19 protein-coding genes and 2 pseudogenes are annotated in these 21601 nt (G+C 75.5%); 8 read left to right on the forward strand and 13 right to left on the reverse strand.

The genetic code is table 11. The annotated features are described in order from the left end of the window. Window positions 1–15: 15 nt before the first annotated feature. From ABZ261_RS09720 to ABZ261_RS09740, 5 genes are all read right to left on the reverse strand, one after another. Window positions 16–3012 (reverse strand): SMC family ATPase, encoded by a 2997-nt coding sequence (locus tag ABZ261_RS09720; protein ID WP_356857141.1) that lies wholly within the window; start codon window positions 3010–3012, stop codon window positions 16–18. Then, window positions 3009–4172: an exonuclease SbcCD subunit D gene (locus tag ABZ261_RS09725; RefSeq protein WP_356857142.1), complete on the reverse strand. Its 1164-nt coding sequence runs from the start codon at window positions 4170–4172 to the stop codon at window positions 3009–3011. Before ABZ261_RS09725 ends, ABZ261_RS09720 begins: the two co-directional genes overlap by 4 nt. A 106-nt stretch (window positions 4173–4278) precedes the next feature. Further along, a complete protein-coding gene (locus ABZ261_RS09730; protein ID WP_356857144.1) occupies window positions 4279–4905 on the reverse strand; it encodes a YigZ family protein in 627 nt (208 codons plus the stop codon). 51 nt (window positions 4906–4956) lie between these two features. Next, on the reverse strand, window positions 4957–5499 hold the full coding sequence (locus ABZ261_RS09735) for a histidine phosphatase family protein (protein ID WP_356857146.1): 543 nt from the start codon (window positions 5497–5499) through the stop codon (window positions 4957–4959). 178 nt (window positions 5500–5677) lie between these two features. After that, entirely contained in the window at window positions 5678–6421 is a 744-nt protein-coding gene (locus ABZ261_RS09740; RefSeq protein ID WP_356857148.1) for a hypothetical protein, read from the reverse strand. A gap of 161 nt (window positions 6422–6582) precedes the next feature. On the opposite strand from ABZ261_RS09740, the gene ABZ261_RS09745 reads away from it, so the two are divergent. The 3 genes from ABZ261_RS09745 (at window position 6583) to ABZ261_RS09755 (ending at window position 10115) form a co-directional block, all read left to right on the forward strand. Beyond that, window positions 6583–6990 carry a CoA-binding protein gene (locus tag ABZ261_RS09745; protein WP_356857150.1) on the forward strand — a complete coding sequence of 136 codons (408 nt, stop codon included), beginning with the start codon at window positions 6583–6585 and terminating at the stop codon, window positions 6988–6990. 202 nt (window positions 6991–7192) lie between these two features. Beyond that, window positions 7193–8830: an APC family permease gene (locus ABZ261_RS09750; protein ID WP_356857152.1), complete on the forward strand. Its 1638-nt coding sequence runs from the start codon at window positions 7193–7195 to the stop codon at window positions 8828–8830. Between the two features lie 64 nt (window positions 8831–8894). Beyond that, a complete protein-coding gene (locus tag ABZ261_RS09755) occupies window positions 8895–10115 on the forward strand; it encodes a 4-hydroxybenzoate 3-monooxygenase (protein WP_356857154.1) in 1221 nt (406 codons plus the stop codon). Window positions 10116–10131: 16 nt separating this feature from the next. On the opposite strand, the gene ABZ261_RS09760 is transcribed toward ABZ261_RS09755, so the two are convergent. Beyond that, the gene (locus ABZ261_RS09760) at window positions 10132–10494 is read right to left on the reverse strand and encodes a metalloregulator ArsR/SmtB family transcription factor (RefSeq protein ID WP_356857156.1); all 363 of its coding nucleotides are present in this window, start codon (window positions 10492–10494) and stop codon (window positions 10132–10134) included. A gap of 278 nt (window positions 10495–10772) precedes the next feature. On the opposite strand from ABZ261_RS09760, the gene ABZ261_RS09765 reads away from it, so the two are divergent. Continuing rightward, on the forward strand, window positions 10773–11750 hold the full coding sequence (locus ABZ261_RS09765) for a cation diffusion facilitator family transporter (RefSeq protein WP_356857241.1): 978 nt from the start codon (window positions 10773–10775) through the stop codon (window positions 11748–11750). Between the two features lie 146 nt (window positions 11751–11896). Here the strand turns inward: ABZ261_RS09765 and ABZ261_RS09770 are convergent. Together ABZ261_RS09770 and ABZ261_RS09775 are read right to left on the reverse strand one after the other, a co-directional pair. Next, window positions 11897–12154, reverse strand: a pseudogene (locus ABZ261_RS09770) (YbaK/EbsC family protein); the annotation flags it as partial. A gap of 7 nt (window positions 12155–12161) precedes the next feature. Then, a complete protein-coding gene (locus ABZ261_RS09775) occupies window positions 12162–12734 on the reverse strand; it encodes an XRE family transcriptional regulator (protein WP_356857158.1) in 573 nt (190 codons plus the stop codon). Between the two features lie 108 nt (window positions 12735–12842). Here ABZ261_RS09775 and ABZ261_RS09780 point away from each other — a divergent pair, with 108 nt between their 5' ends. Continuing rightward, entirely contained in the window at window positions 12843–13700 is an 858-nt protein-coding gene (locus tag ABZ261_RS09780) for an EamA family transporter (protein ID WP_356857160.1), read from the forward strand. A 9-nt stretch (window positions 13701–13709) separates the two neighbouring features. Here the strand turns inward: ABZ261_RS09780 and ABZ261_RS09785 are convergent, their stop codons facing one another. Continuing rightward, window positions 13710–14474, reverse strand: a complete 765-nt coding sequence (locus ABZ261_RS09785; RefSeq protein ID WP_356857162.1) for an acyltransferase — start codon at window positions 14472–14474, stop codon at window positions 13710–13712. Window positions 14475–14581: 107 nt separating this feature from the next. On the opposite strand from ABZ261_RS09785, the gene ABZ261_RS09790 reads away from it, so the two are divergent. Next, the gene (locus ABZ261_RS09790; RefSeq protein WP_356857164.1) at window positions 14582–15109 is read left to right on the forward strand and encodes a gamma carbonic anhydrase family protein; all 528 of its coding nucleotides are present in this window, start codon (window positions 14582–14584) and stop codon (window positions 15107–15109) included. A 52-nt stretch (window positions 15110–15161) separates the two neighbouring features. On the opposite strand, the gene ABZ261_RS09795 is transcribed toward ABZ261_RS09790, so the two are convergent. The 3 genes and pseudogenes from ABZ261_RS09795 to ABZ261_RS09805 form a co-directional block, all read right to left on the reverse strand. After that, window positions 15162–15812, reverse strand: a complete 651-nt coding sequence (locus ABZ261_RS09795) for a DedA family protein (protein ID WP_356857166.1) — start codon at window positions 15810–15812, stop codon at window positions 15162–15164. Between the two features lie 401 nt (window positions 15813–16213). Then, a pseudogene (locus ABZ261_RS09800) lies at window positions 16214–17233 on the reverse strand (hypothetical protein); the annotation flags it as partial. A 512-nt stretch (window positions 17234–17745) separates the two neighbouring features. Beyond that, window positions 17746–18198, reverse strand: coding sequence for a DUF4442 domain-containing protein (locus ABZ261_RS09805; protein ID WP_356857168.1), 453 nt, complete (start codon window positions 18196–18198; stop codon window positions 17746–17748). A gap of 62 nt (window positions 18199–18260) precedes the next feature. Between ABZ261_RS09805 and ABZ261_RS09810 the strand changes: the two genes are divergently transcribed. Together ABZ261_RS09810 and ABZ261_RS09815 are read left to right on the forward strand one after the other, a co-directional pair. Further along, the gene (locus tag ABZ261_RS09810) at window positions 18261–19268 is read left to right on the forward strand and encodes a hypothetical protein (RefSeq protein ID WP_356857170.1); all 1008 of its coding nucleotides are present in this window, start codon (window positions 18261–18263) and stop codon (window positions 19266–19268) included. A gap of 163 nt (window positions 19269–19431) precedes the next feature. Next, window positions 19432–20727, forward strand: coding sequence for an MFS transporter (locus ABZ261_RS09815; protein WP_356857172.1), 1296 nt, complete (start codon window positions 19432–19434; stop codon window positions 20725–20727). Here ABZ261_RS09815 and ABZ261_RS09820 read toward each other — a convergent pair. Further along, the gene (locus ABZ261_RS09820; protein WP_356857174.1) at window positions 20689–21534 is read right to left on the reverse strand and encodes a fused MFS/spermidine synthase; all 846 of its coding nucleotides are present in this window, start codon (window positions 21532–21534) and stop codon (window positions 20689–20691) included. The genes ABZ261_RS09815 and ABZ261_RS09820 overlap by 39 nt on opposite strands. Window positions 21535–21601 lie beyond the last annotated feature (67 nt).

The following is a 21601-nucleotide window of genomic DNA, read 5'->3' on the forward strand; positions in this document are numbered from 1 at the left end:
CACCGGCCGGCCGGGTCACCGAGCCGTGCCGCGCTGCCTCAGCGTGGACCCGGTCCTGCCCTTGACGACCTCCAGCTGGGCGTGGATGCGGCGGCGCAGGTCGGGGACGTGGCTGACGATGCCCACGCTGCGGTCGCGCTCGCGCAGCGAGTCCAGGACGTCCAGCACCTCGTCCAGGGTCTGGTCGTCGAGGCTGCCGAAACCCTCGTCGATGAAGAGGGTGTCCAGGCGGACGCCGCCCGCCTCGTCGGTGACGACGTCGGCGAGGCCGAGGGCGAGCGCGAGGGAGGCGAAGAAGGTCTCCCCGCCGGAGAGGGTGGCGGTGTCCCGCTCCCGTCCCGTCCAGGCGTCGACCACGTGCAGTCCCAGCCCGCTGCGGCCGCGTCCGGTGCGGCCGTCGGAGTGGACGAGGGTGTAGCGGCCCGACGACATGCGCTGCAGGCGGACGGTCGCGGCGGCGGCGACCTGTTCGAGCCGCGCCGCCAGGACGTACGACTCCAGGCGCATCCGGCGTTCGTTGTCGGCGGAGGTGCCCGCGGTGAGCGCGGCGAGCCGGGCCACCCGGTCGTACTCCTCGCGCAGCGGGGCGAGCCGGCGTACGGCGTCGGCGGCGCGCGCCGAGAGGCGGTCCAGCTCGGTGCAGCAGCGGGCGGCGGCGTCGCGCGCGGAGGCGGCCTCGCGCAGCCGCCGTTCGGCGGCGGCCGCCGCCCGCTCGGCCCCGGCCGGGTCGGCGGGCGGCCGCCGGGCGGCCGCGGCCGTGGCGGTCTCGGCGAGGATCGCGCGTACGGCGGCCTCCTCCTGCTGCCAGGCGTCCAGCCGGTGCTGCAGTTCCCGGTGGGCGGCGGCGTCCAGCAGGGCCGCCGCCGCGGCCTGCGGGGTGTCGAAGCCGGCCCGGTAGGCGGCGTCGGCGAGGCGGGCGTCGGCGTCCTTCAGCCGCTGGGCGGCGTCCTCGGCGGCGCGCGCCGCGTCGGCGGCCCCGGTGAGCAGTGCGGCCAGCCGCTCCAGCTGCGCGGCGCGCGCGGCCACGCTGCCGGCGTTCCCGCGGGCCTGCTCCAGCTCGGCTTGAAGCAGCGTCCGTTCCCGTTCGAGGGTGTCGCGCCGGCTGAGCCGGGAGGCGGCCCGTACGGCGGCCTGCTGGCGGTCGGCGAGCCGCTGCTCGCGCTCCTGTTCCGCGCGCCGCAGCTCCTCCTGCGCGGCGTGCAGGGCGGATGCCTCGCGGCGGGCGCGGGCGTACTCCTGTTCCAGGGCGTCGGCTTCGGCGGCGAGCCGTTCGGCGGGCGTGTCGCCGGCCTCGGCGCCGGCGGCGGCCAGGGCCTCGCGGAGGGCGCCGAGGCTGCGCTCGTCCGTGGTGTGCTGCTCCTCGGCCCGCTGGTAGGCGGCGAGGGCGCGGTCCTCCGTGGCACGGTCGACGTGTCCGGCGACCTTGCGGGCCGGGGCCGGGTGCTCGGTGGCTCCGCAGACCGCGCAGGGCTCGCCGTCGGCGAGGTGGGCGGCGAGTTCGGCGGCGATGCCGTTGAGCCGCTGTTCCTTGAGGTCGAGCCAGTGGGCGCGGGCGTCGAGGGCGCGCTGTGCGGAGGCGTGCGCGCGCTGCTGCGCCTGTTCCAGGTCGGCGGCCAGCCGGTCGCGGGTGCGGGCCGCGTCGAGCCGCCGCCGCAGGGGGGCGCGCTGGACGGCGAGCTGTTCGGCGCGGGTGGCGGCCTCCCGGGCGGAGTCGATGCGGGCCTGCAGGGCGGCGCGCGTGGCGTCCCAGCCGTCGAGCCAGGTGTCGGCCTCGCGCAGGACGTCCTCGTCGGCGCGCTCCTGCCGGTCGAGTACGGCGCGCTCCTCGGCGAGTTCGGCGAGCCGCCGTTCGGCGCGCCGGGCGGCGTCCAGGCCGCCGAGTTCCTCGGCGGTCCGGCGGGCGGCGGCGGTGAGTCCGCCGGCCCCGGCGTCGGCGTGCGGGGCGGGCAGCAGCCCGCGCGCGCGGGCCTCGGCCTCGGCGGCCCGGCGGTGTTCCGCCTCGGCTGCCTCGCGCAGTTCCAGCGCGGGCGCGACGGCCTCGGCCTTGCGGGCCCGCTCCATGCGCTCCTGCGCCGCCCGGTGGCCGGCGGCCTGTTCCCGCAGCCGTTCGGCGCGCTGCCGGGCCTCGGCGAACCGCTGCTGGAGGCGGGCGAGTTCCCGTGCCTCGTCCAGGGCTCGGCGGGCGGCGGCGTGGGCGGACTCGGCGGCGGCGAGGCGGCAGTGGGCGACGGCGAGGCGCTCCCGGGCGGTGCTGCGGGCGACGGCGGCGGCTTCGAGGACGGCTGCGGCCAGGCCCGGGTCGCCGGGGGCCAGCTCGGGCAGTTCCATGGCGTCGCCGGCCTCCTGCTGCATGCGGTGGGCGTCGGCGAGCAGCGCCGCGTCCCCCTCGCGCACGCGTGCCTCGGTCGCCCTGCGGCGTTCGGCGAGGCGCTTTTCGACGTCGGCGAAGCGCTGGGTGTCGAAGAGGCGGCCGAGGAGTCTGCTGCGGGCTTCGGCGTCGGCACGCAGGAAACGGGCGAAGTCGCCCTGGGGCAGCAGGACGACCTGGCAGAACTGCTCACGGCTCATGCCGAGCAGCTGGGTGATCTCCTCGCCGATCTCCTGGTGGGAGCGGCTGCGGTCGCGCCACACGCCGGCCGCGCTGTCGTACTCGCGCAGCCAGGTCTGCGCCTTGTCGACGGTGGTTCCCCGGCCGCGCAGCTTGGGGCGTTCCCACGGCGGCTGCCGGGTGATCTCCAGCCGGCGTCCGGCGACGGTCAGGTCGAGGCGGACCCCGGTGCGGGTGCCCGGCGGGGCGTGGTCGCTGCGCAGGTGCGCGCCCTGGCCGCTCTGCCGGGCGCCGGGGACGGAGCCGTAGAGGGCGTAGCAGACGGCGTCCAGGACGGAGGTCTTGCCCGCGCCGGTGGGGCCGTGGAGCAGGAACAGCCCGGCGGCGCAGAGGGCGTCGAAGTCGACGGTCTGGGTGCCGCCGAAGGGCCCGAAGGCGGTGATGTCGAGCCGGTGCAGTCTCATCGCGCCACCTCCTGTGCGGCGCCGTCGGCGCGTACGGCGTCGAAGGCCTCGCGCAGTACGGCCGCCTCCTGCTCGTCGGGGCCGGCGCCGCGCACGTGGGCGACGAAGTCCTGGGCGATCTGCTGGTCGCTGCGGCCGGCGAGGCGGCGGGCGTACGAGGCCCGGGGGTCGTCGGGGGCGCGCTCGGGGGCGAAGACCAGGCTGAGGGTGTGCGGGAAGCGCTCGGTGAGGCGGGCCATGGGGTCGGCCGGGCGGACCGGGTCGGTGAGGGTGGCCTCGACCCAGGCGTCCTCGTGGGGGGTCAGCGCGGGGTCGGCGAGGAGTTCCTCCAGGGTGCCGCGGATGCGGGCGAGCGGGCGCGGCACCGGGCAGTCGACGCGCTCGGCGGTGACCGAGCCGTCGGCGTCCAGGTCGACCAGCCACATGCTCTTGCGGTGGCCGGCCTCGGAGAAGGAGTAGGCGAGCGGCGAGCCGGAGTAGCGCACGCGCTCGGTGATGGTCTGGCAGCCGTGCAGGTGGCCGAGGGCCACGTAGTCGACGCCGTCGAAGACGGCGGCCGGTACGGCGGCCACCCCGCCGACGGTGATGTCGCGCTCGCTGTCGCTGGCGCGGCCGCCGGTGACGAAGGCGTGGGCGAGGACCACGGAACGCGTGCCGGGCGCGCGGGTGGCGAGGTCGGCGCGGACGCGGTCCATGGCGGCGCCGAGCACGGCCTCGTGCCCCACCCTGTCGACGGCGAACTCGCTTCGGACCAGGGCCGGTTCGAGGTAGGGCAGACCGTAGAACGCGACGTCGCCGTGCGCGTCCTGCAGGACGACCGGGGTGCCGGCGGCGGACGGGTCGGTGCGCAGGTGGATGCCCGCGCGGTCGATGAGTCCGGCGCCGACGCCGAGGCGGCGGGCGGAGTCGTGGTTGCCGGAGATCATCACCGTGGGCACGCCGAGGTCGGCCAGGCGGTGCAGGACGGTGTCGAACAGTTCCACCGCGGCGAGCGGGGGCACGGCGCGGTCGTACACGTCGCCCGAGACGACCACGGCGTCCACCGCGCGCTCGCGCACAGTGCGGACGAGGTGACCGATGAACTCGGCCTGGGCCCCGAGCAGGTTCACCCGGTGGAAGGCCCGGCCGAGGTGCCAGTCGGACGTGTGCAGGAGTCGCATGGCCCCCGAGACTAACGGCAGGGTCCGACATCACGGGCGGTCGCTCCCGCACCGGCTGTCACGGCCCGCGGCAACACGGACCGTTATGCCCGGTTCACCCCAACTGTCAGGCGTCCCCGTAGGCTTCGCCGCCCAGTTCGAAGCCGGCCGTGCCGGCCGTCGCGTCGGCGAGCCAGGCGCGGAAGGCGTCCACCTCGGCGTCCGGCAGGCCGATCTCCAGGGTGACGGCCTCGCCGTAGCGGACGTCGCGCACCTCACGTCCGGTGGCCCGCAGGTCGTTCTGCACCTTGCCCGCGCGCTGGTGGTCGACGGTCACGGTGGCGAGCCGGAAGCGGCGCCGGGTGAGCGTGCCGAGTGCGTCCAGGGCCTCGCCGACGGCTCCGCCGTAGGCGCGGACGAGTCCGCCCGCGCCGAGCTTGACGCCGCCGTAGTAGCGGGTGACGACGGCGACGACGTAGCGCATGTCGCGGCGGAGCAGCATCTGCAGCATGGGGACCCCGGCGGTGCCGCCCGGTTCGCCGTCGTCGCTGGCCTTCTGCACGGAGGCGTCGGCGCCGATGACGTACGCCCAGCAGTTGTGGGTGGCGTCGGGGTGCTTCCTGCGGACGGCGGCGATGAAGTCCTGCGCCTCCTGTTCGGTGGCGGCCGGGGCGAGGGCGCACAGGAAGCGGGAGCGGTTGATCTCGGTCTCGTGCACGCCCGCGCGGGCGACCGTGCGGTACTCGTCCTGCATCCCGTCAGCCTATGTGAGCGCCGGGAGCGTCCCCCGGCGCCCTCGTCCCGGTCACCTCTTCCTGCCGCGCGGGACGGTGAACGAGGTCAGCAGCGCCGTGCCCGGCGCGAGGGCCGGCCAGCCGGCGCCGCGCCAGTCGAGGACGGCGACGGCGCAGGTCGGGAACGCGGCCCGGACCCGTTCCAGGGTGTCGTCGAGGCCGTCCGCGGCCAGCGCCCGCACCAGCTCCTCCAGCCCCGGGTTGTGCCCGACGAGCAGCAGCGTCTCCACCTCCGGCGGCACCTCGCGCACGACCTCCAGCAGCCGGTCCGCGCCGGCCGCGTACAGCCGCGCGTCGAAGCGCACCGGCGGCGGGGTGCCCCACTCGGCGGAGGCCAGTTCCCAGGTGCGGCGGGCGCGCACGGCGGTGGAGCACAGGGCGAGGTCGGGCAGCGAGCCGGAGGCGGCCAGGGCGCGGCCGGCGGCCGGGGCGTCCCGCAGCCCGCGCGGCGCGAGCGGCCTGCGGTGGTCCTCGACGCCCTCCGGCCGGGCCGACTTGGCGTGCCGCAGCACCACCAGCCGGCGCAGCGGGCCCGCGCCCGCGCGCTCGATCACCCGCGCCCGCCCGGATGGGGCACCGGCCGCCGGCCACCGGGCGCGCACACCGCGCCGGCGACGCGGCCGGCACCCGCGGGGCACCGCCCGCACTCCCCCGCCGCACCCGCCGGCCAGGCCGGACCGGCGTGCCGCGGCGCCACCGGCCGGCGCGGCGGGTCCCCGCCCGCGCGCCCGGTCACGCGGGGCTCCCGAGCTCGCGGGCGAGGTCGAGGGCGAGCAGCCGGTCGGCGAAGGCGTAGCTCTCGAAGCGGGCGCCGTCGGGCAGGTCGGGGGCGCGTTCCACGTCCCGCAGCACCTCCAGGGCGGCGGGCAGGTCGAGGTCGTCGTCCCAGGCGGTCCGCAGCCGGGTCCGCACCCGGTCGGGCACCGGCCGTGAGGGCTGCCGGGCCCATCCCGCCACGGCGCGCCGCCAGTGGGCGAGCTGCCGGGCGGCCCGGTCCAGGGCGGCGCGGTCGAGTCGCGCGGGTTCGTGCCGGCGGACGGAGAGGAGGGCGAGACGCAGGGCGGCGGGGTCGGCGAGGAGGGCGGGGAGCGGCGGCTCGGGGCCGTCCCAGGTCACCGGGGCGACGGCCGCCACCGGCCCTTCGGCGCGGACGGCCGGGGTGTGCCGGTCCGCCGCCACGTGGATCACCTGGGCCTCGCCGAGGCCGGACGCGAGGTCCCGGCCGTCCTCGAAGGGGCGGATGGCGAGCTGGGTGGCGGCGGTGCACAGCTCGGGCTGGTCGCGGGGGGCCGTGAGGATGGTCCAGACCGGCGTGCCGCCCAGTTCCAGGGCGCGCACCAGCAGATCGGTGGTGACCAGCACCCGCAGGGCCGTCGGGTCCAGGCCGGAGGCGTGGGCCTCGATGCGGGTCAGGCCGCGCCGGGCGGGCGCGGCGGCGACGGGCTCACCGGTTCGGACGTCGAGGATGCGCAGCACGGGGCGAGCGTAGGCGGACGGGCGGCCGTATGCAGGCAGCTTGCACCGATTCCGGCGGCCGTGGCGGGGTACGGCGGGAATCCGCACCCGTCGGGACGCTGTTGCCCCGACACGCTGGTGCACACAGCGCACTGTTCCCCGCAGCCCCGAGGAGGCGGCCGATGTACGGCGACGAAGCGACGATCCGCAGGATCCTGACCGAGCTGGGCGACACCTGGGCCGTGGTCGGCCTGTCCGCGAACCGGAGCCGGGCCGCGTACGGGGTGGCGCAGACGCTGCAGCGGTTCGGCAAGCGGATCGTGCCGGTGCACCCGAAGGCGGAGACGGTGCACGGCGAGCGGGGCTACGCCTGTCTCGCGGACGTCCCCTTCGACGTGGACGTGGTGGACGTGTTCGTCAACAGCGCCCTGGCCGGCGCGGTGGCCGACGAGGCCGTGGCGAAGGGCGCGAAGGCGGTGTGGTTCCAGCTCGGGGTGATCGACGAGGCGGCTTGGGCGCGGACCCGGGCGGCCGGTCTCGAGATGGTCATGGACCGCTGCCCAGCGATCGAGATTCCCCGCCTCCGCTAGCCTGTCTCACCTTCTTCTCACAATTCCGCGCTGAATATTGACATTCCGACTACGCACCTGACCTGTACGGATGCCGCGACCGCAATGGGCCGAGCCACAAGGTCAAGTTTTCGGAAACAGTCTTTTGCCGGCGCGGAAGTCCTTCCTAGCCTGTGGCGTCCTTGCGTGTCGTTCCTGCAGACATGAACTGAGAGGCCACTCGATGGCGAAAGTCGACCACGCCGTGCCACAGGCCGGGACGGACTCCGGCGGTCTGCGCCGGGATGTCGGGCTGATCGGACTGATGTGGGCCTCCGTGGGCTCCATCATCGGGTCCGGCTGGCTGTACGGCGCCGAGAAGGCCGTCGTCGTGGCCGGCCCCGCGGCGATCGTCTCGTGGGTGATCGGCGCGGTCGCGATCGTGCTGCTGGCGCTGGTGCACGCCGAGCTCGGCGGCATGTTCCCGGTGGCGGGCGGCACGGCCCGCTACCCGCACTACGCGTTCGGCGGCCTGGCGGGCATGTCCTTCGGCTGGTTCGCCTGGCTCCAGGCCGCCACGGTGGCCCCGATCGAGGTCGAGGCCATGATCGGCTACGCCGGCCACTGGACGTGGGCCCAGGGTCTGCAGCACGCCGACGGAACGCTGTCGACCAGCGGTTTCGTCACGGCGGTCGTGCTGATGGCGGTCTTCGTCGGCGTCAACTTCTTCGGCGTCCGGGCCCTGGCGCACACCAACAGCGCCGCCACCTGGTGGAAGATCGCCGTCCCGCTCGGGGCGATCTTCGTCATCGCCGCGGGCAACTTCCACGCGGGCAACTTCACCTCGGAGGGCTTCGCGCCCTTCGGCGCCAAGGGCATCCTCGGCGCCATCAGCTCCAGCGGCATCATCTTCGCGCTGCTCGGCTTCGAGCAGGCGATCCAGCTGGCCGGCGAGAGCCGGAACCCCCGGCGCGACCTGCCGCGGGCGACCCTCGGCTCGGTCGCGATCGGCGCCGTGATCTACATCCTCCTGCAGGTCGTGTTCATCGCCGCGCTGCCGCACACCGCCTTCGCGCACGGCTGGGCCGAGCTGGACTTCCCCGGCATCAGCGGCCCCTGGGCGGGTCTGGCGACCCTGGTGGGCCTGGGCTGGCTGGGATGGGTGCTCTACATCGACGCGATCATCTCCCCCGGCGGCACCGGCCTGATCTACACGACCGCCACCTCCCGCGTCTCCTTCGGCCTGGCCAAGAACGGCTACGCGCCGAAGGCGTTCGCCAGGACCGACAAGCGCGGTGTGCCGTGGTTCGGCCTGGTCATGTCGTTCGTCACCGGTGTGATCTGCTTCCTGCCGTTCCCGAGCTGGCAGGAGCTGGTCGGATTCATCACCTCGGCGAGCGTGCTGATGTACGCGGGCGCGCCGCTGGCCTACGGCGTCTTCGCCGACCGCCTGCCGCACCTCGAGCGCCCCTACCGGCTGCCGTACGGCGCGGTCGTCTCGCCGGTGTCCTTCGTGGTGGCCAACCTGATCATCTACTGGGCCGGCTGGGACACCCTGTGGCGGCTGGGCTTCGCCATCCTGCTCGGCTATGTGCTGCTGGGCTCCTACGCCTGGTACGCCACCGCCAAGCGGCTGCCCGACGCGCCCCGGCTGGACTTCCGGGCGGCGCAGTGGCTGCCCGGCTACCTGGCCGGCCTGGGCGTGATCTCCTGGCTGGGCGGCTTCGGCGGCCGGGGCGTCATCCCGCTGTGGTGGGACATCCTGGTCGTGGCGGTCTTCTCCCTGGCCGTCTATCACTGGGCCAAGGCCGTCGCGTCGGAGCCGGAGGCGATCGAGCGCAGCATCGAGGAGGTCGCGGTCACGGACGCGCCCGCGCACTGACCCCCGCCCGCCCCACCGCGGTGTCCCGTCGGCCGTGCTGACGGGACACCGTCATAATGCTCGCGTGACGTTCCCTTCCCCCCACGCCGGCCCGCCCGCCGCGTCCCGTCTCCCGGTCGTGATCCTGGGCGCCGGACCGGCCGGCCTGACCGTCGGCAACATCCTGCGGGCCGGGGGCGTCGACTGCCTGGTCCTGGAGACCGAGAGCCGGGAGTTCATCGAACGGCGGCCGCGCGCCGGGGTCGTGGAGGAGTGGGCCGTACGCGGCCTGGAGGAGCGCGGCCTGGCGGGCAACCTGACGGCCCGGGCCCAGCGGCACGCCGAGTGCGAGTTCCGCTTCGACGGCCGCGGCCACCGCTTCCCCTACGGGGAGCTGACGGGCCGTCACCACTGGTTCTACCCGCAGCCCGCGCTGGTCACGGACCTGGTGCGCGAGTACGCCGACGTGCGCGGCGGCGCCATCGCCTTCGGCGTGCGGGACGTCCGCCTGCACGACCTGGACTCCGGCCGTCCCTCCGTCTCGTACACCGACCCGGACAGCGGCGAACGCCGCCTGGTGCGCTGCGACTTCGTGGCGGGCTGCGACGGCGCGCGCGGGGCGAGCCGCGGGGCGCTGCCGGCGCGGGCGCGGATCTCCCGGTACGACTACGGCATCGGCTGGCTGGCGCTGCTCGCCGAGGCGCCGCCGTCCTCCGACTGCGTGCTGTTCGGCATGCATCCCGACGGGTTCGCCGGGCACATGGCCCGCAGCCCCGGCGTGACCCGGTACTACCTCCAGTGCCCGCCCGGCGACGACCCGGACGACTGGCCCGACGAGCGGGTGTGGGCCGCGCTCCAGCAGCGTCTGCGCGCGGCGGACCGACCGCCGCTGACGGAGGGGCGGCTGCTGGAGAAGCGGGTGCTGGACATGCACAACTACGTCGTGGAACCGATGGTGTTCGGCCGTCTCTTCCTGGCCGGCGACGCCGCGCACCTCGTCGCGCCCATCGCCGCCAAGGGCATGAACCTCGCCCTGAACGACGCGTTCCTGCTCGGCGACGGCCTGGTCGCGTATCTGACGCGGGGCGAGGCGACGGGCCTGGACGGCTACTCGGAGGCGTGCCTGCGGCGGGTGTGGGACTACCAGGAGTTCTCGCAGTGGCTGTCGGAGATCTGTCACGGCGCGTCCCACGGCGACCCCTACCGCGCCGGCACCACCCTGGCCCGGCTGCGCCGGCTGTTCACCTCCCCGGCAGCGGCGGCGGCCTTCGCCGAGCAGTACCTCGGCACGGCCGCCGGGTACTGAGCGGACGGCGCCCGGCTCACCGCGCCGGGCCGGTCCGCTCGGCGAGGCGGTGGTCCGCGGTGCTCAGCGCCTCCTCGACCAGCCGCCGCACGTGCTGGTGGCGGAGCGAGTAGATCACCCGGCGGCCCTCTTTGCGGGTGTCCACCAGACCGGCGAGCCGCAGCCGGGCCAGGTGCTGGCTGACGGCCGGACGGGCGGCGCCGCACGCCTCGGTGAGCGTGGTGACGTCGGCCTCGCCGGCGGTCAGCGTGTGCAGCAGGGCGAGCCGGGTGCGGTCGCCCAGCAGGGCGAGGAGGCCGGCGGCGAGCGCGAGCTGCTCCTCGCCCGGGGTGCGCCGGTGCGCATCGTGCGCAGGTGACAGGTGCATGCGTGCGCTCATACGCACATAATGGGCCGGTGGGCGCCGTGCGTCCACCTCCGCACCGGAAGGAGCCCCACGTGAGCGACCGGCACCCCGATCAGCACCGCAGCCACGGGCATCCGCGCGGCGGCGGTGCGCACGCACAGGGACACGGGCAGGGACACGCGCACGGACACGGCCAGGGGCCGTCGCACGGGCACGGGCAGGGGCCGTCGCACGGGCACGGGCAGGGGCCGTCGCACGGGCACGGGCAGGGGCCGTCGCACGGGCACGGGCAGGCGTCCTCCCCCGGCCCGCTGCACCGTCTCGCCCATCTCCTCGCCCCGCACTCCCACGAGACGGCCGACAGGCTCGATCCCGCGCTGGAGTCCTCGGCGCAGGGGATGCGGGCGCTGCGGGTGTCGCTGGCCGTGCTGGGGGCGACCGCGCTGGCCCAGGCGGCCGTGGTGGCCGTCTCGGGCTCCGTGGCGCTGCTCGGCGACACGGTGCACAACGCCGCCGACGCGCTGACCGCCGTCCCCCTCGGCATCGCGTTCCTGCTCGGACGGCGGGCGGCGACGCGCCGGTTCACCTACGGCTACGGCCGTGCCGAGGACCTCGCGGGACTGGTGATCGTGCTGGCCGTGGCCGCCTCGGCGGCCTTCACCGCGTGGGCGGCCGTGGGGCGGCTGCTCGACCCCCGTCCGGTCGCGCACCTGCCCGCGGTCGCGGCGGCCGCCCTGGTCGGTTTCGCCGGCAACGAGTGGGTGGCCCGGTACCGGATCGGGGTGGGCCGCCGGATCGGCTCGGCCGCGCTCGTCGCCGACGGGCTGCACGCCCGTACCGACTCATTCGCCTCGCTGGCCGTGCTGCTGGGCGCCGGTGGCTCCGCGCTGGGATGGCGGCTCGCCGACCCGGTGGTCGGGCTGGTGATCACGGCCGCGATCGTCCTGGTGCTGCGGGACGCGGCGCGCGAGGTGTTCCGGCGGGTGCTGGACGCCGTGGACCCGGCGCTGCTGGACCGGGCCGAGCGGGCGGTGCGACAGGTGCCGGGGGTGCGCGGGGTGGGCGAGCTGCGGCTGCGCTGGACCGGGCACCGGCTGCGGGCCGAACTCGCGGTGGTGGTGGACGGCGAGGCGACGCTGCGGCAGGCGCACGCGATCGCCGTCGAGGCGGAGCACGCCCTGCTGCACGCGGTGCCGGGGCTGACGGCGGCCCTGGTGCACGCCGACCCGGCGCCGGCCCCGGGCGAACCGGACCCCCACCTCGCCCTGGCCCACCACACCGCACCCTGAGGCGCACACCGGCACGGCCCACCGGGACCGGCGGCGCGGGACGCCGCCGCGGGCCTCGCGCCCTCGCGTACGGGCACGGGCGCCCGCGGGCCGGGGCCGGCGCGGTGTCGGGCGTGCCTGGGCGCACGCGGCGCCGGTGTCCGGGGTCAGGCGACGCCCAGGCCCTCCAGCACCACCGCGCCCGGCGGTTCGGCGAGGGCCATGCCCGGCACCAGGAGTCTGCCGCGGCGGCGGCCGCTGCCGACGAGCACGTAGGGCAGGTCCACGACGGCCGTGTCCCCCAGCACCGGCCAGCCGGTCGGCAGTCCCGGCGGGGTGATGCCGCCGTACTCCATGCCGGTTACGCCCGTCGCCGTCTCCATCGAGGCGAAGGAGGCCTTGCGGGCGCCCAGCCGGCGGCGGACCGGCGTCTCAGGGCACGGGCGGCACGGACACGGCCATCACCATCTCCATCGGGGCGTCACCCCGGTTGCCGTAGCGGTGGGGGACGTTGGCCTCGAAGGTGGCGCTCGCGCCCGCCGGGACGCGGTACTCCTCGCCGTCCACGGTGAGGGTGAGTTCGCCCGCGGTGACGTGGACCAGTTCCACGGTGCCGGCGGGGTGCGGCTCGGAGGGGCTGCTCTCGCCCGGCATCAGCCGCCAGTCCCACATCTCCAGCGGTCCGGGGGCCTCGGTGCCGGCGAGCAGCCGGTTGTAGCTGCCGGCCTCGGTGTGCCACAGCCGTACGGCCCGTTCGGCGGGGACGACCCGGACCTTCGGCCCCTGTTCGTAGTCGAGGAGCGTGGTGACGCTGACGCCGAGCGCGTCACCGATCTTGACGACCGTGCCGATGCTCGGGTTGGTGCGGGCCTGCTCGATCTGGATGAGCATGCCCCGGCTGACGCCGGCCCGGGCGGCGAGCACGTCCAGGGTGAAGCCGCGCACCGCGCGCCAGTGCTTGACGTTGCGCGCCAGGGACTGGGTCAGGAGTTCGAGGTCCGACACGTTCCGTCCAATATCCGGGAAGTTCAATGACGTGGTGAGCGCAGTTCAATGGAGTGAACTACGGTGGGGTGCACCCGACCGTCCACCGAACTGTACTGCGAGGTCGCCGTGACAGCACTCTTCGCCCTGATCACCAGCCTGCTGTGGGGGCTGGCCGACTTCGGCGGCGGTCTGCTGACGCGGCGCACGCCCGCGCTGACCGTGGTGGTGGTCTCCCAGGCGATCGCGGCCCTCGTGCTGGGCGTGATCGTGGCGGCCACCGGCGGCTGGAGCGAAGCGGGCCCCCGCCTGTGGTTCGCGTGCGCGGCGGGCGTGGCCGGGCCCGTGGCCCTGCTCTCCTTCTACAAGGCCCTCGCCCTCGGCCCGATGGGGGTCGTCTCCCCGCTGGCCACCCTCAGCGTGGCCGTGCCCGTCGGCGTGGGCCTGGTCCTCGGCGAGCGCCCCGGACTGCTTCAGGCCGCGGGCGGCGCGGTCGCCGTCACCGGGGTCGTGCTCGCCGGCGGCCCGCAGCTGCGGGGCGCGGCGGTGCAGCGGCGCGCGATCATGCTCACCCTGGTCGCGGCGCTCGGCTTCGGCACGGTGTTCGCGCTGATCAGCGAGGCGTCCACCAACGTCACCGGTCTGTTCCTGGCGCTGTTCGCGCAGCGGGTGACGAGCGTGGCGGTGGGCGGGGCTGCGCTGGCCGCCTCGGTGCGGCGCGGCGGCGCGGTCGTGCCGGAGGGCGGCTTCCCCTGGGCGTCGCTGCCCGCGCTGGCCTTCGTCGGACTGGCCGACGTGGCGGCCAACGGCACGTACGCGATCGCCGCCCAGCACGGCCCGGTCACCGTCGCGGCCGTGCTCGCCTCGCTGTACCCGGTGGTGACCGCACTGGCCGCCCGCGGCTTCCTCAGCGAGCGGCTGCGCGCGATCCAGGCGGCGGGGGCGGGGCTGGCCCTGCTGGGCACGCTGCTGCTGGCCACCGGGTGACCGGGCGGGTCAGCCCTCCGGCTCCAGCTCGGTGAGGCGGGCGACCACGTCCTCGTCCAGCTCCGCCAGCGCCCGCAGCTGCTCCGGCGTCGCCCCGGCCGGGATCGGCACCGGGGCCGGGGTCCGCAGCGGGGGCTGCCAGCCGTCGCCGGGGGTCCAGCGCCGTACGACCCGGGCGGGCGCCCCCGCCACCACCGCGTGGTCGGGCACCGCGCCCCGGACCACCGCGCCGGCCGCCACGACCACGTTCCGGCCGATCCGCGCGCCCGGCAGGATCACCGCGCCGGTGCCGACCCAGCAGCCCGGGCCGATCTCGACCGGCTCCATGCGCGGCCACTGCCGGCCGATGGGCTGGTGCGGGTCGTCGTAGGAGTGGTTGGTGGACGTGACGTAGACGTACGGGCCGAAGTAGCAGTCGCTGCCGATCGTGACCGTCGTGTCGGCGATGACATGGCTGCCGCGGCCGAGGACCACGCCGTCCCCGATGCGCAGGATGGGGTCGGGGCCCAGGTCCAGGCCCGGCATCAGACCGGCGGTGAGGGTGACCTGCTCGCCGATGATGCAGTGGGCGCCGATCCGGATCCACGGTTCGCCGAAGACCGTGCCCAGCGGGAACGCCAGCCTGGTGCCCGCTCCCATCGCGCCGAAGCGGAAGCCCGCCGGGTGCTCGGCGGTGACGGAGCCCGCGCGCTGCGCCCAGGCCCAGGCCGTGTGGACGGCACGCTGGGCGAGACGGCGGCGCCAGGACGGGAACGTGTTCTTGCGCTTCGGCACGGGGTCACGTTACTCAGCGGTCGCCTCGGCGGAGCGGACGGACCGCTGTGATCTTCACCCCACCGTGTGCCGTACCGTGCCGTGTACGGCCGACACGAGGAGACGTGATGACGCGGAGGGCGCTGATCGTGGGTATCGGGGGCAAGGAACCGCGGATCGACCCGGAGACGTTCGTGGCGCCGACGGCGTCGGTGATCGGGGACGTCACGCTGCACGCGGGCGCGAGCGTCTGGTACGGCGCGGTCGTGCGCGGCGACGTGGAGCGCATCACCGTGGGGGCCGAGGCCAATGTGCAGGACAACGTCACCCTGCACGCCGATCCCGGCTTCCCGGTGACCGTCGGGGAGCGGGTGTCCATCGGGCACAACGCGGTGGTGCACGGGGCGACCGTGGAGGACGACTGCCTCATCGGCATGGGGGCGACCGTGCTCAACGGCGCGGTGATCGGGGCGGGCTCGCTGGTCGCCGCCCAGGCCCTGGTGCCGCAGGGGATGGTGGTGCCGCCCGGGTCGCTGGTGGCGGGGGTGCCGGCGAAGGTGAAGCGCAGCCTGACCGAGGAGGAGCGGCAGGGGGTCACCCTGAACGGCACCCTGTACGCGGAGCTCGGCAAGGCCCACAAGGACGTGCACCGGTAGCGGCCTCACGCGCGGCCGGCGGGGCCCCTGCGCGGCCCGGCGCCCCGGATCCCTACTCCCCGGCGCCCACCGGTTCCGGCTCCGGCTGCTCCGTCGCCGTCTGCGTCCTCCTGGCCTTGCGGCGCAGGATCAGCACGGAGGTCAGACCGATCAGCAGGGCCACCACCAGGCCCAGGTACGAGAAGCGCTTCAGCCAGTCCTCGGCGACGATGCCGACGTAGTGGACGACGGCCGTGGTGCCGCCGGCCCAGCAGATGCCGCCGAGGACGTTGGCGGTCAGGAACTTCCAGTACGGCATGTGCAGGACGCCCGCGAGGGGGCCGGCGAAGATGCGCAGCAGGGCGACGAAGCGGCCGAAGAACACCGCCCACATGCCCCACTTCTCGAAGGACCGCTCGGCGGTGGCCACATGGCCCGCGCTGAAGTGCCGCGGGAACTTCGCGCCCAGCCAGGCCAGCAGCGGACGTCCGCCCTTCCGGCCGATCGCGTAGCCGATGGAGTCGCCGATCACGGCGCCGGCGGTCGCGCAGACACCCAGGACGACGGGGTCGACGCCCGTGTGCTGGGAGGACATCAGGGCCGCGGAGACGAGGACGATCTCGCCGGGAAGCGGGATGCCGAGGCTCTCCAGACCGATCACGAGGGCCACTACGGCGTAGACGGCGGCCGCCGGCACCGAGTCGAGCCATTCCTGGACGTGCACCGCCGGTACCTCCCCTGTCGCTGATCCTGCCCGCGGGGGCCCCGCATGCACGGTGCTCCCCTGGGGAAGGCTACCTGGTCGGCAGTGAACGGCCCCCTGCTCGCGTCCGTCCGGCGGTGCCGGCCCGCCCCTGCCCTGGTGTTTTCCGGACATGTCCGAGGGCGGGCCGCGGCAGCACGCGGCGGACCGCCCCCGTCTCACGGCCGCTGCCGTGGGTCGGACGGCGTGTACGGGGCGAGCCGGACGTCCGTGCCCGTTGCGGCCCGACCGCCCCGCTACGTCCAGGCGGAGCCGGGACCCGACGCCGCGCGGGGAACCGTGCGGGACCCCGGCGGATCACCGGCAGAGGCGGTGGAGAGCGGGACGGCGGCGCGCGGGCCGGTGGGGCGTACGGCGTCGCCGGCCGGGGCGCCCCAGTGGGAGCCGGGTGCGGGGGCCCCGTCGCCGCCGCGGGCCACCAGGACGGTGGCGAGCAGCGCGAGGGAGGTCAGCACGGCCCCGACGGCCACGGCCGTGCGCGGGCGGCTCCCCGCACCGGGGCGACGGCCGCCCCCCGCTCGGGTGCGGTGACCGCTCTCCGCCGTGGCGCGGCGACCGCTGACCGCGCCGGAGCGGTGGCGGGCGCCCGGACCGGGGTCGTGGCGGCGGCCCCCCTCGTCGCGGCGCCGGACCCCGGGCGCTCGGTGCTCAGGCGCTCGGTGCTCGGCGGCGGGGGACGAGGGCGGCACCGCCGAGGGCGGCGTCCGCTCCTCGGCTGCGCCGCGGCCGGGGCGCGAGTCGAGGTAGCGGCGGGCGCCCCAGCCGAGCACGGTCTCGGCCAGCAGGAGGGGCAGACCGCCGTCGAAGAGGGCGAGTTGTCCGGCGGCGTGCGCGCAGTGGCGGCAGACCGCCGTATGCCGGTGCGCGCCGGGCAGCGGGTCCCCGCCGCGGCGGAGGGGGACGTCGAGGAGCCGGTTGTGGGCGCGGCATTCCCCGGACGGCGCGAGTTCCCGGTGGGCGCGGACGCAGCCCGCCCGGAATTGCTCGCGCGCCTGTTCCAGGGCGGCTCTCGCCGTGGTCGTGTCGATACCCAGCAGACCGGCGGGCACGTCCACGGGCTCGGCCTCGACCTCGGTGTGCCAGAGAAGGCACTGGGAGGCTTCGGGCAGTTCCCGGAAGGCGCGCGCGGCGAGCTTCCGGCTTTCCGGCGTCCCGGTTCGTGTCGCGCGCAGACCGCGGCCGCCGGTGGTTCTGCGCAGTTCCGGCAGGGCGATACAGGCCGCCTCGTCCGCGGCCCAGGCGCGGACGGTGTCGCGCACGGCGACCAGGAGGTGCGGGCGGAGGGCGCCGGCGACGCCGCCCGCCGTGCGGCCGAGGGCCTGGTGGAAGGCGGCGTTGGCCACCAGCCGGGCGGAGGAACTCGTGGAGGTCAGGCAGATCATGGCGTAGTCGCGGACGGGCCGCCAGTGCCGGGCGAGCAGCAGCGCGACGGCATGATGCGGAGCGTCGCCGGGGCCGCTCAGTTCGGCCACGAGCGCGCGGTCGGATCCGCCGGCCCGATCGGGCAGGGGCGGCCGAGGCGGGCGCGGGGGGTGGGGGGACTGCACGGAACCCGTTCCTCTCCAGACGCAGGACGGCACACGGCGGCGCGTCCTGTCGGAAGGCGGTGCCTGATCGGTGCGTACCGGAGGGCCGGCCATGACGTCGAAGTCCGCCTTCGCCTCCCGTGGGGACGCTCACCTTCGCACAGGCGTCTGACGGGAAACAAGAACAGGCAAGAAGAAGGGGACCCTTGTGCCGGGCGACCGGGCGCGCGCCCGGCGGGTGCGGCAGGGCGGCCCGGCGGGTGCGGCAGGGCGGCCCGGCGGGTGCGGCAGGGCGGCAGGGCGGCAGGGCGGCAGGGCGGCAGGGGCAAGCGTCTCCCGCGGTCCCGGGCCCCGGCCGCCCACCGCCGCTACTGGTGCGGCCGCAGTGTCCAGACGACGGTCATCTCACCGGTCACGGCGCCGTCCGCGCGCCGGATCTCGACGGACACCGGGAACTCGGGGCGCTGCCCGGCGTCCAGTTCGGCGACGACCTCGGCGGCCGGGCGGCCCAGCGTGGCGGTCGCGGTGACGGCGCCCATGGCGAGTTTCCGGTAGGCGATGTCGGCGCGGACGGCGAGCGGCACGGCGCGCGAGAGCTGGTCCCCGAAGGCGGCGAGCACGATGGCGCCGCTGGCCGACTCCCCGAGCGTGAACATCGCGCCGGCGTGCGGGCCGCCCACGTGGTTGTGGTACGCGCTCTGGTCCGGCAGGGACACCACGGCCTTGTCGGAGGTGGTCTCCAGGAACTCCAGGTTCAGCGTCCGGGCCATGGGCACGGTGGCGGCGAGCATCTCGCCGATCGACATCTGGTCTGCGCTCATGACCGGCATGTTACTTGCGAGTAGCCTGGTCTGGCCAGAGATGCGCACTAGGGTTGCTGGCCATGTGGCCAGATCAGCAGCCGCCAGGGGGCGCGCAGAACCCGCAGAACAACCCGTACCAGCAGCCGGGTCACCAGCAGCCGAACCCGTACCAGCAGCCCGGTTACCAGCAATATCCGCAGACCGGCCCGTACGGGCAGCAGCCGCAGTGGGGGCAGCCGCCCACCGCGCCGATACCCGTGCCCCCGCAGGGCGGTGGCGGCCGTACGAAGCTGATCGCGGTCGTCGCGGCCGCGGCCGTGGTGGTCACGGCGGCCGTGACCGGCTATCTCGTCCTGGGCGGGAAGGGCGGCGAGCACGACGAGGCGAACGCCGGCAAGGGCGGAGGGAAGACGAGCGGGCCGCCCACCTCCGCGCCCACGGCCACGCCCTCCGTGACCGACGACCCGCGCGGCAACGAGACGGAGAAGCCGACCGTTGCCGGCTGGAAGGTCGTGGTGAACCCCAAGTGGGGGATCGCCTTCGACGTGCCCGCGGACTGGGAGGTCCACTCCCCGGGGCTCAGCATCGGCTTCGAGTACCCGGAGAGCGAGACGGACACGGGCATCACCATGTCCGGGACCGCCGAGCGCGAGCCGACGTGGTGCACCTCCGACGACGACAAGGACGGCCGCACCGAGGAGACCCCGCTCGGGGTCGTGGGCACCAAGGGCGCGAGCGGTGCGAAGGACACCGACCAGATCGCCGTCAACACGCCGGCCTGGTGGGTCTACGGCGGCTACACCCAGCCCGACAAGAAGAGCATCTCCTGGGACAAGAAGGCCACGCCCTTCACCACCGCTTCGGGCGTCAGGGGCAGCTACGCCTGGGCCCGTTCGACCGGTACGCCGAAGAAGGGCAAGTGCGCCAGCGACGGCAAGGCGCTCACGTTCGGCTTCAAGAACTCGGCCCAGGACTACGTGTCGTTCAACTTCTACGGGGCCGCGGGCGTGAAGGGCGAGGTGCCCCGCACCACCGTCCTGAAGATCCTGCGCACCGTCCGGCTGCACGGAACCCCGACGAACCAGTGACCCCGCGGGGGCCGTCGCCCAGGTCAGGCCATAGCGGCAGGCGGTGTCGGCACAGCTGGACGGCGCGGTGGAGGCGGGCGCCGGAGACGGCTGACCGGACACAGCGGTGTTCGCCACCGGAAACCGTCTGGCCAAGACGCGCCGGGTGCGTGACAGTCGCCCGGTGACATCAGCCGACCTCCCGCGCCGCCCGCGCAGACCCTCCTGGGCGGGACGGAACTACTCCCTGCTGGCCACCGCCGCCGTCGTGACCTCCCTCGGGTCCAACGGATCGCTGATCGCCGCCGCGTTCGCCGTCCTGCAAGCGGGCGGCGACGGCGGGGACGTCGGACTGGTGGCCGCCTCCCGCACCCTGCCACTGGTGGTGTTCCTGCTCATCGGCGGAGCGGTCGCGGACCGGCTGCCCCGGCACCGGGTGATGGTGGCCGCGAACGCCCTCAACTGTCTCTCGCAGGCGGCCTTCGCCGCGCTCGTCCTGGCAGGTGAGCCCCGGCTGTGGCAGATGGCGGCGCTCACCGCGCTCGGCGGCACCGGACAGGCGTTCTTCGGCCCGGCCGCCGAGGGCATGCTGATGTCCTCTGTCGAGGGAGAGCAGGCCGGCCGGGCGTTCGCCGTGTTCCGGATGGCCACCCAGGGCGCCGCCCTCGGCGGTGCGGCGCTCGGCGGGGCCCTGGTCGCGGCCGTCGGCCCGGGCTGGGTGCTCGCCACCGACGCGGCGGCCTTCGCAGTCGCCGGGGCGCTGCGCTGCTTCCTCGACGTCGGTCACATCCCGCCGCGCGCCCCGGGCGGCGGCCTGCTGGCCGATCTGCGCGACGGCTGGCGGGAGTTCACCGGCCGGCCCTGGCTGTGGGGCGTCGTCGTCCAGTTCTCGGTGGCCAACGCGGTGGTCGGCGCCGCCGACGCGGTCTACGGGCCGCTCGTCGCCCGGGACAGGCTGGGCGGCGCCGGCCCGTGGGGCCTTGCCCTGGCCGCGTTCGGCGCGGGCACGGTGGCCGGCGCCCTGCTGATGACCCGCTGGAAACCCCGCCGCCTGCTGCTCGCCGGCACGTTCTGCGTCTTCCCGCTCGCCCTGCCCTCCGCCGCCCTGGCCGTGCCGGTACCGGTGGGCGTCCTGTACGCGGTGATGTTCGGCACCGGTGCGACCACGCAGGTGTTCGGCGTGTCCTGGATGACCGCGCTGCACCAGGAGATCCCCGAGGACAAGCTGTCCAGGGTCTCGGCGTACGACTGGTTCGGCTCCGTCTCCCTCATCCCGCTCGCCGCCGCCCTGGCCGGCCCGGCCGAGTCGGCGTTCGGCCGCACGGTCGCCCTGTGGGGCTGCTCCGCCCTGGTGGTTCTGGTGACCGCCCTGGTGCTGCTGGTCCCGGAGGTCCGTACGCTGGCCCGCCGCCCTCCGCCGATCACCGCCTCCCCGCCCGCGTCAGCCGATGCCGAACGCTCCGTCGGGGGGTTCGGGTGACGGAACCGCGTCGGCGTCCTCGACCGGCCGGGCCGAGCCGATGAACCGCCGTACCGCGGCGCCCTGTTCGACCCGCGCCGGAAAGGCGTCCGCCGCAGCGCGGCGGGCCGGCGCCGCCAGGTCGAGCGGCCGGTGCGCGGCCACGACGACCGCGTTGCCGAACCGCCGCCCGCGCAGCACCGCCGGCTCTGCGATCAGCGCCAGCTCCTCGAACACGGCCGCCAAGGTGGCCAGTTGGGACCGCAGGAACCCGAACGGGGCGGCGTCGGCGAGGTTGGCCAGATAGACCCCGCCGGGCCGCAGCACCCGCTCGGCCTCCCGGACGTAGGCGAGCGTCGTGAGGTGGGCGGGCACGCGCGAGCCGCCGAACACGTCGGCGATCAGCACGTCGGCGAGACCGTCCGGAGCCCCCTCCAGCCAGGCCCGCGCGTCGGCGGCGTGCAGCAGCACACCCGAGCCGTCCGGCAACGGCAGGTGCTCGGTGACCAGTTCCAGCAGCCCGCGGTCGGCCTCGACGACGTCCTGCCGGGACCCGGGCCGGGTGGCCGCCACATAGCGGGGCAGCGTCAGGGCGCCCCCGCCGAGGTGGACCACGTCCAGCGGTGCGCCCTCCTCGGCCACGGCGTCCAGGACGAAGCCCAGCCGCCGCGCGTACTCGAACTCCAGGCACGCCGGGTCCCGCAGGTCGACGTACGACTGCGGGGCCCCGTCCACGGTGAGCAGCCAGGCCCGCTCCCGGTCGACGTCGGGCATCAGCCTGGCGGTGCCGTGGTCGGTGACACGGGTGACGGGTATCGGTTCACGCACCCGTCCATTGTGCGGTGCCCGCGCCTGCCCGGAGCGCGGGCACCGCACCGGTGGCCGGCTCGGCCGC

The sequence above is a fragment of the Streptomyces sp. NPDC006193 genome, assembly GCF_040613915.1.
In the GTDB taxonomy this organism is placed as follows: Bacteria; Actinomycetota; Actinomycetes; order Streptomycetales; family Streptomycetaceae; genus Streptomyces.

What these genes read in the sequence shown, in the direction of transcription:
- ABZ261_RS09750 (WP_356857152.1), top strand. Translation starts at nt 7,193, where the DNA reads ATGGCGAAAGTCGACCACGCCGTGCCACAGGCCGGGACGGACTCCGGC.
- ABZ261_RS09790 (WP_356857164.1), top strand. Translation starts at nt 14,582, where the DNA reads ATGACGCGGAGGGCGCTGATCGTGGGTATCGGGGGCAAGGAACCGCGG.
- ABZ261_RS09760 (WP_356857156.1), bottom strand. Translation starts at nt 10,494, where the DNA reads ATGAGCGCACGCATGCACCTGTCACCTGCGCACGATGCGCACCGGCGC.
- ABZ261_RS09720 (WP_356857141.1), bottom strand. Translation starts at nt 3,012, where the DNA reads ATGAGACTGCACCGGCTCGACATCACCGCCTTCGGGCCCTTCGGCGGC.
- ABZ261_RS09725 (WP_356857142.1), bottom strand. Translation starts at nt 4,172, where the DNA reads ATGCGACTCCTGCACACGTCCGACTGGCACCTCGGCCGGGCCTTCCAC.
- ABZ261_RS09745 (WP_356857150.1), top strand. Translation starts at nt 6,583, where the DNA reads ATGTACGGCGACGAAGCGACGATCCGCAGGATCCTGACCGAGCTGGGC.
- ABZ261_RS09810 (WP_356857170.1), top strand. Translation starts at nt 18,261, where the DNA reads ATGTGGCCAGATCAGCAGCCGCCAGGGGGCGCGCAGAACCCGCAGAAC.
- ABZ261_RS09730 (WP_356857144.1), bottom strand. Translation starts at nt 4,905, where the DNA reads ATGCAGGACGAGTACCGCACGGTCGCCCGCGCGGGCGTGCACGAGACC.
- ABZ261_RS09805 (WP_356857168.1), bottom strand. Translation starts at nt 18,198, where the DNA reads ATGAGCGCAGACCAGATGTCGATCGGCGAGATGCTCGCCGCCACCGTG.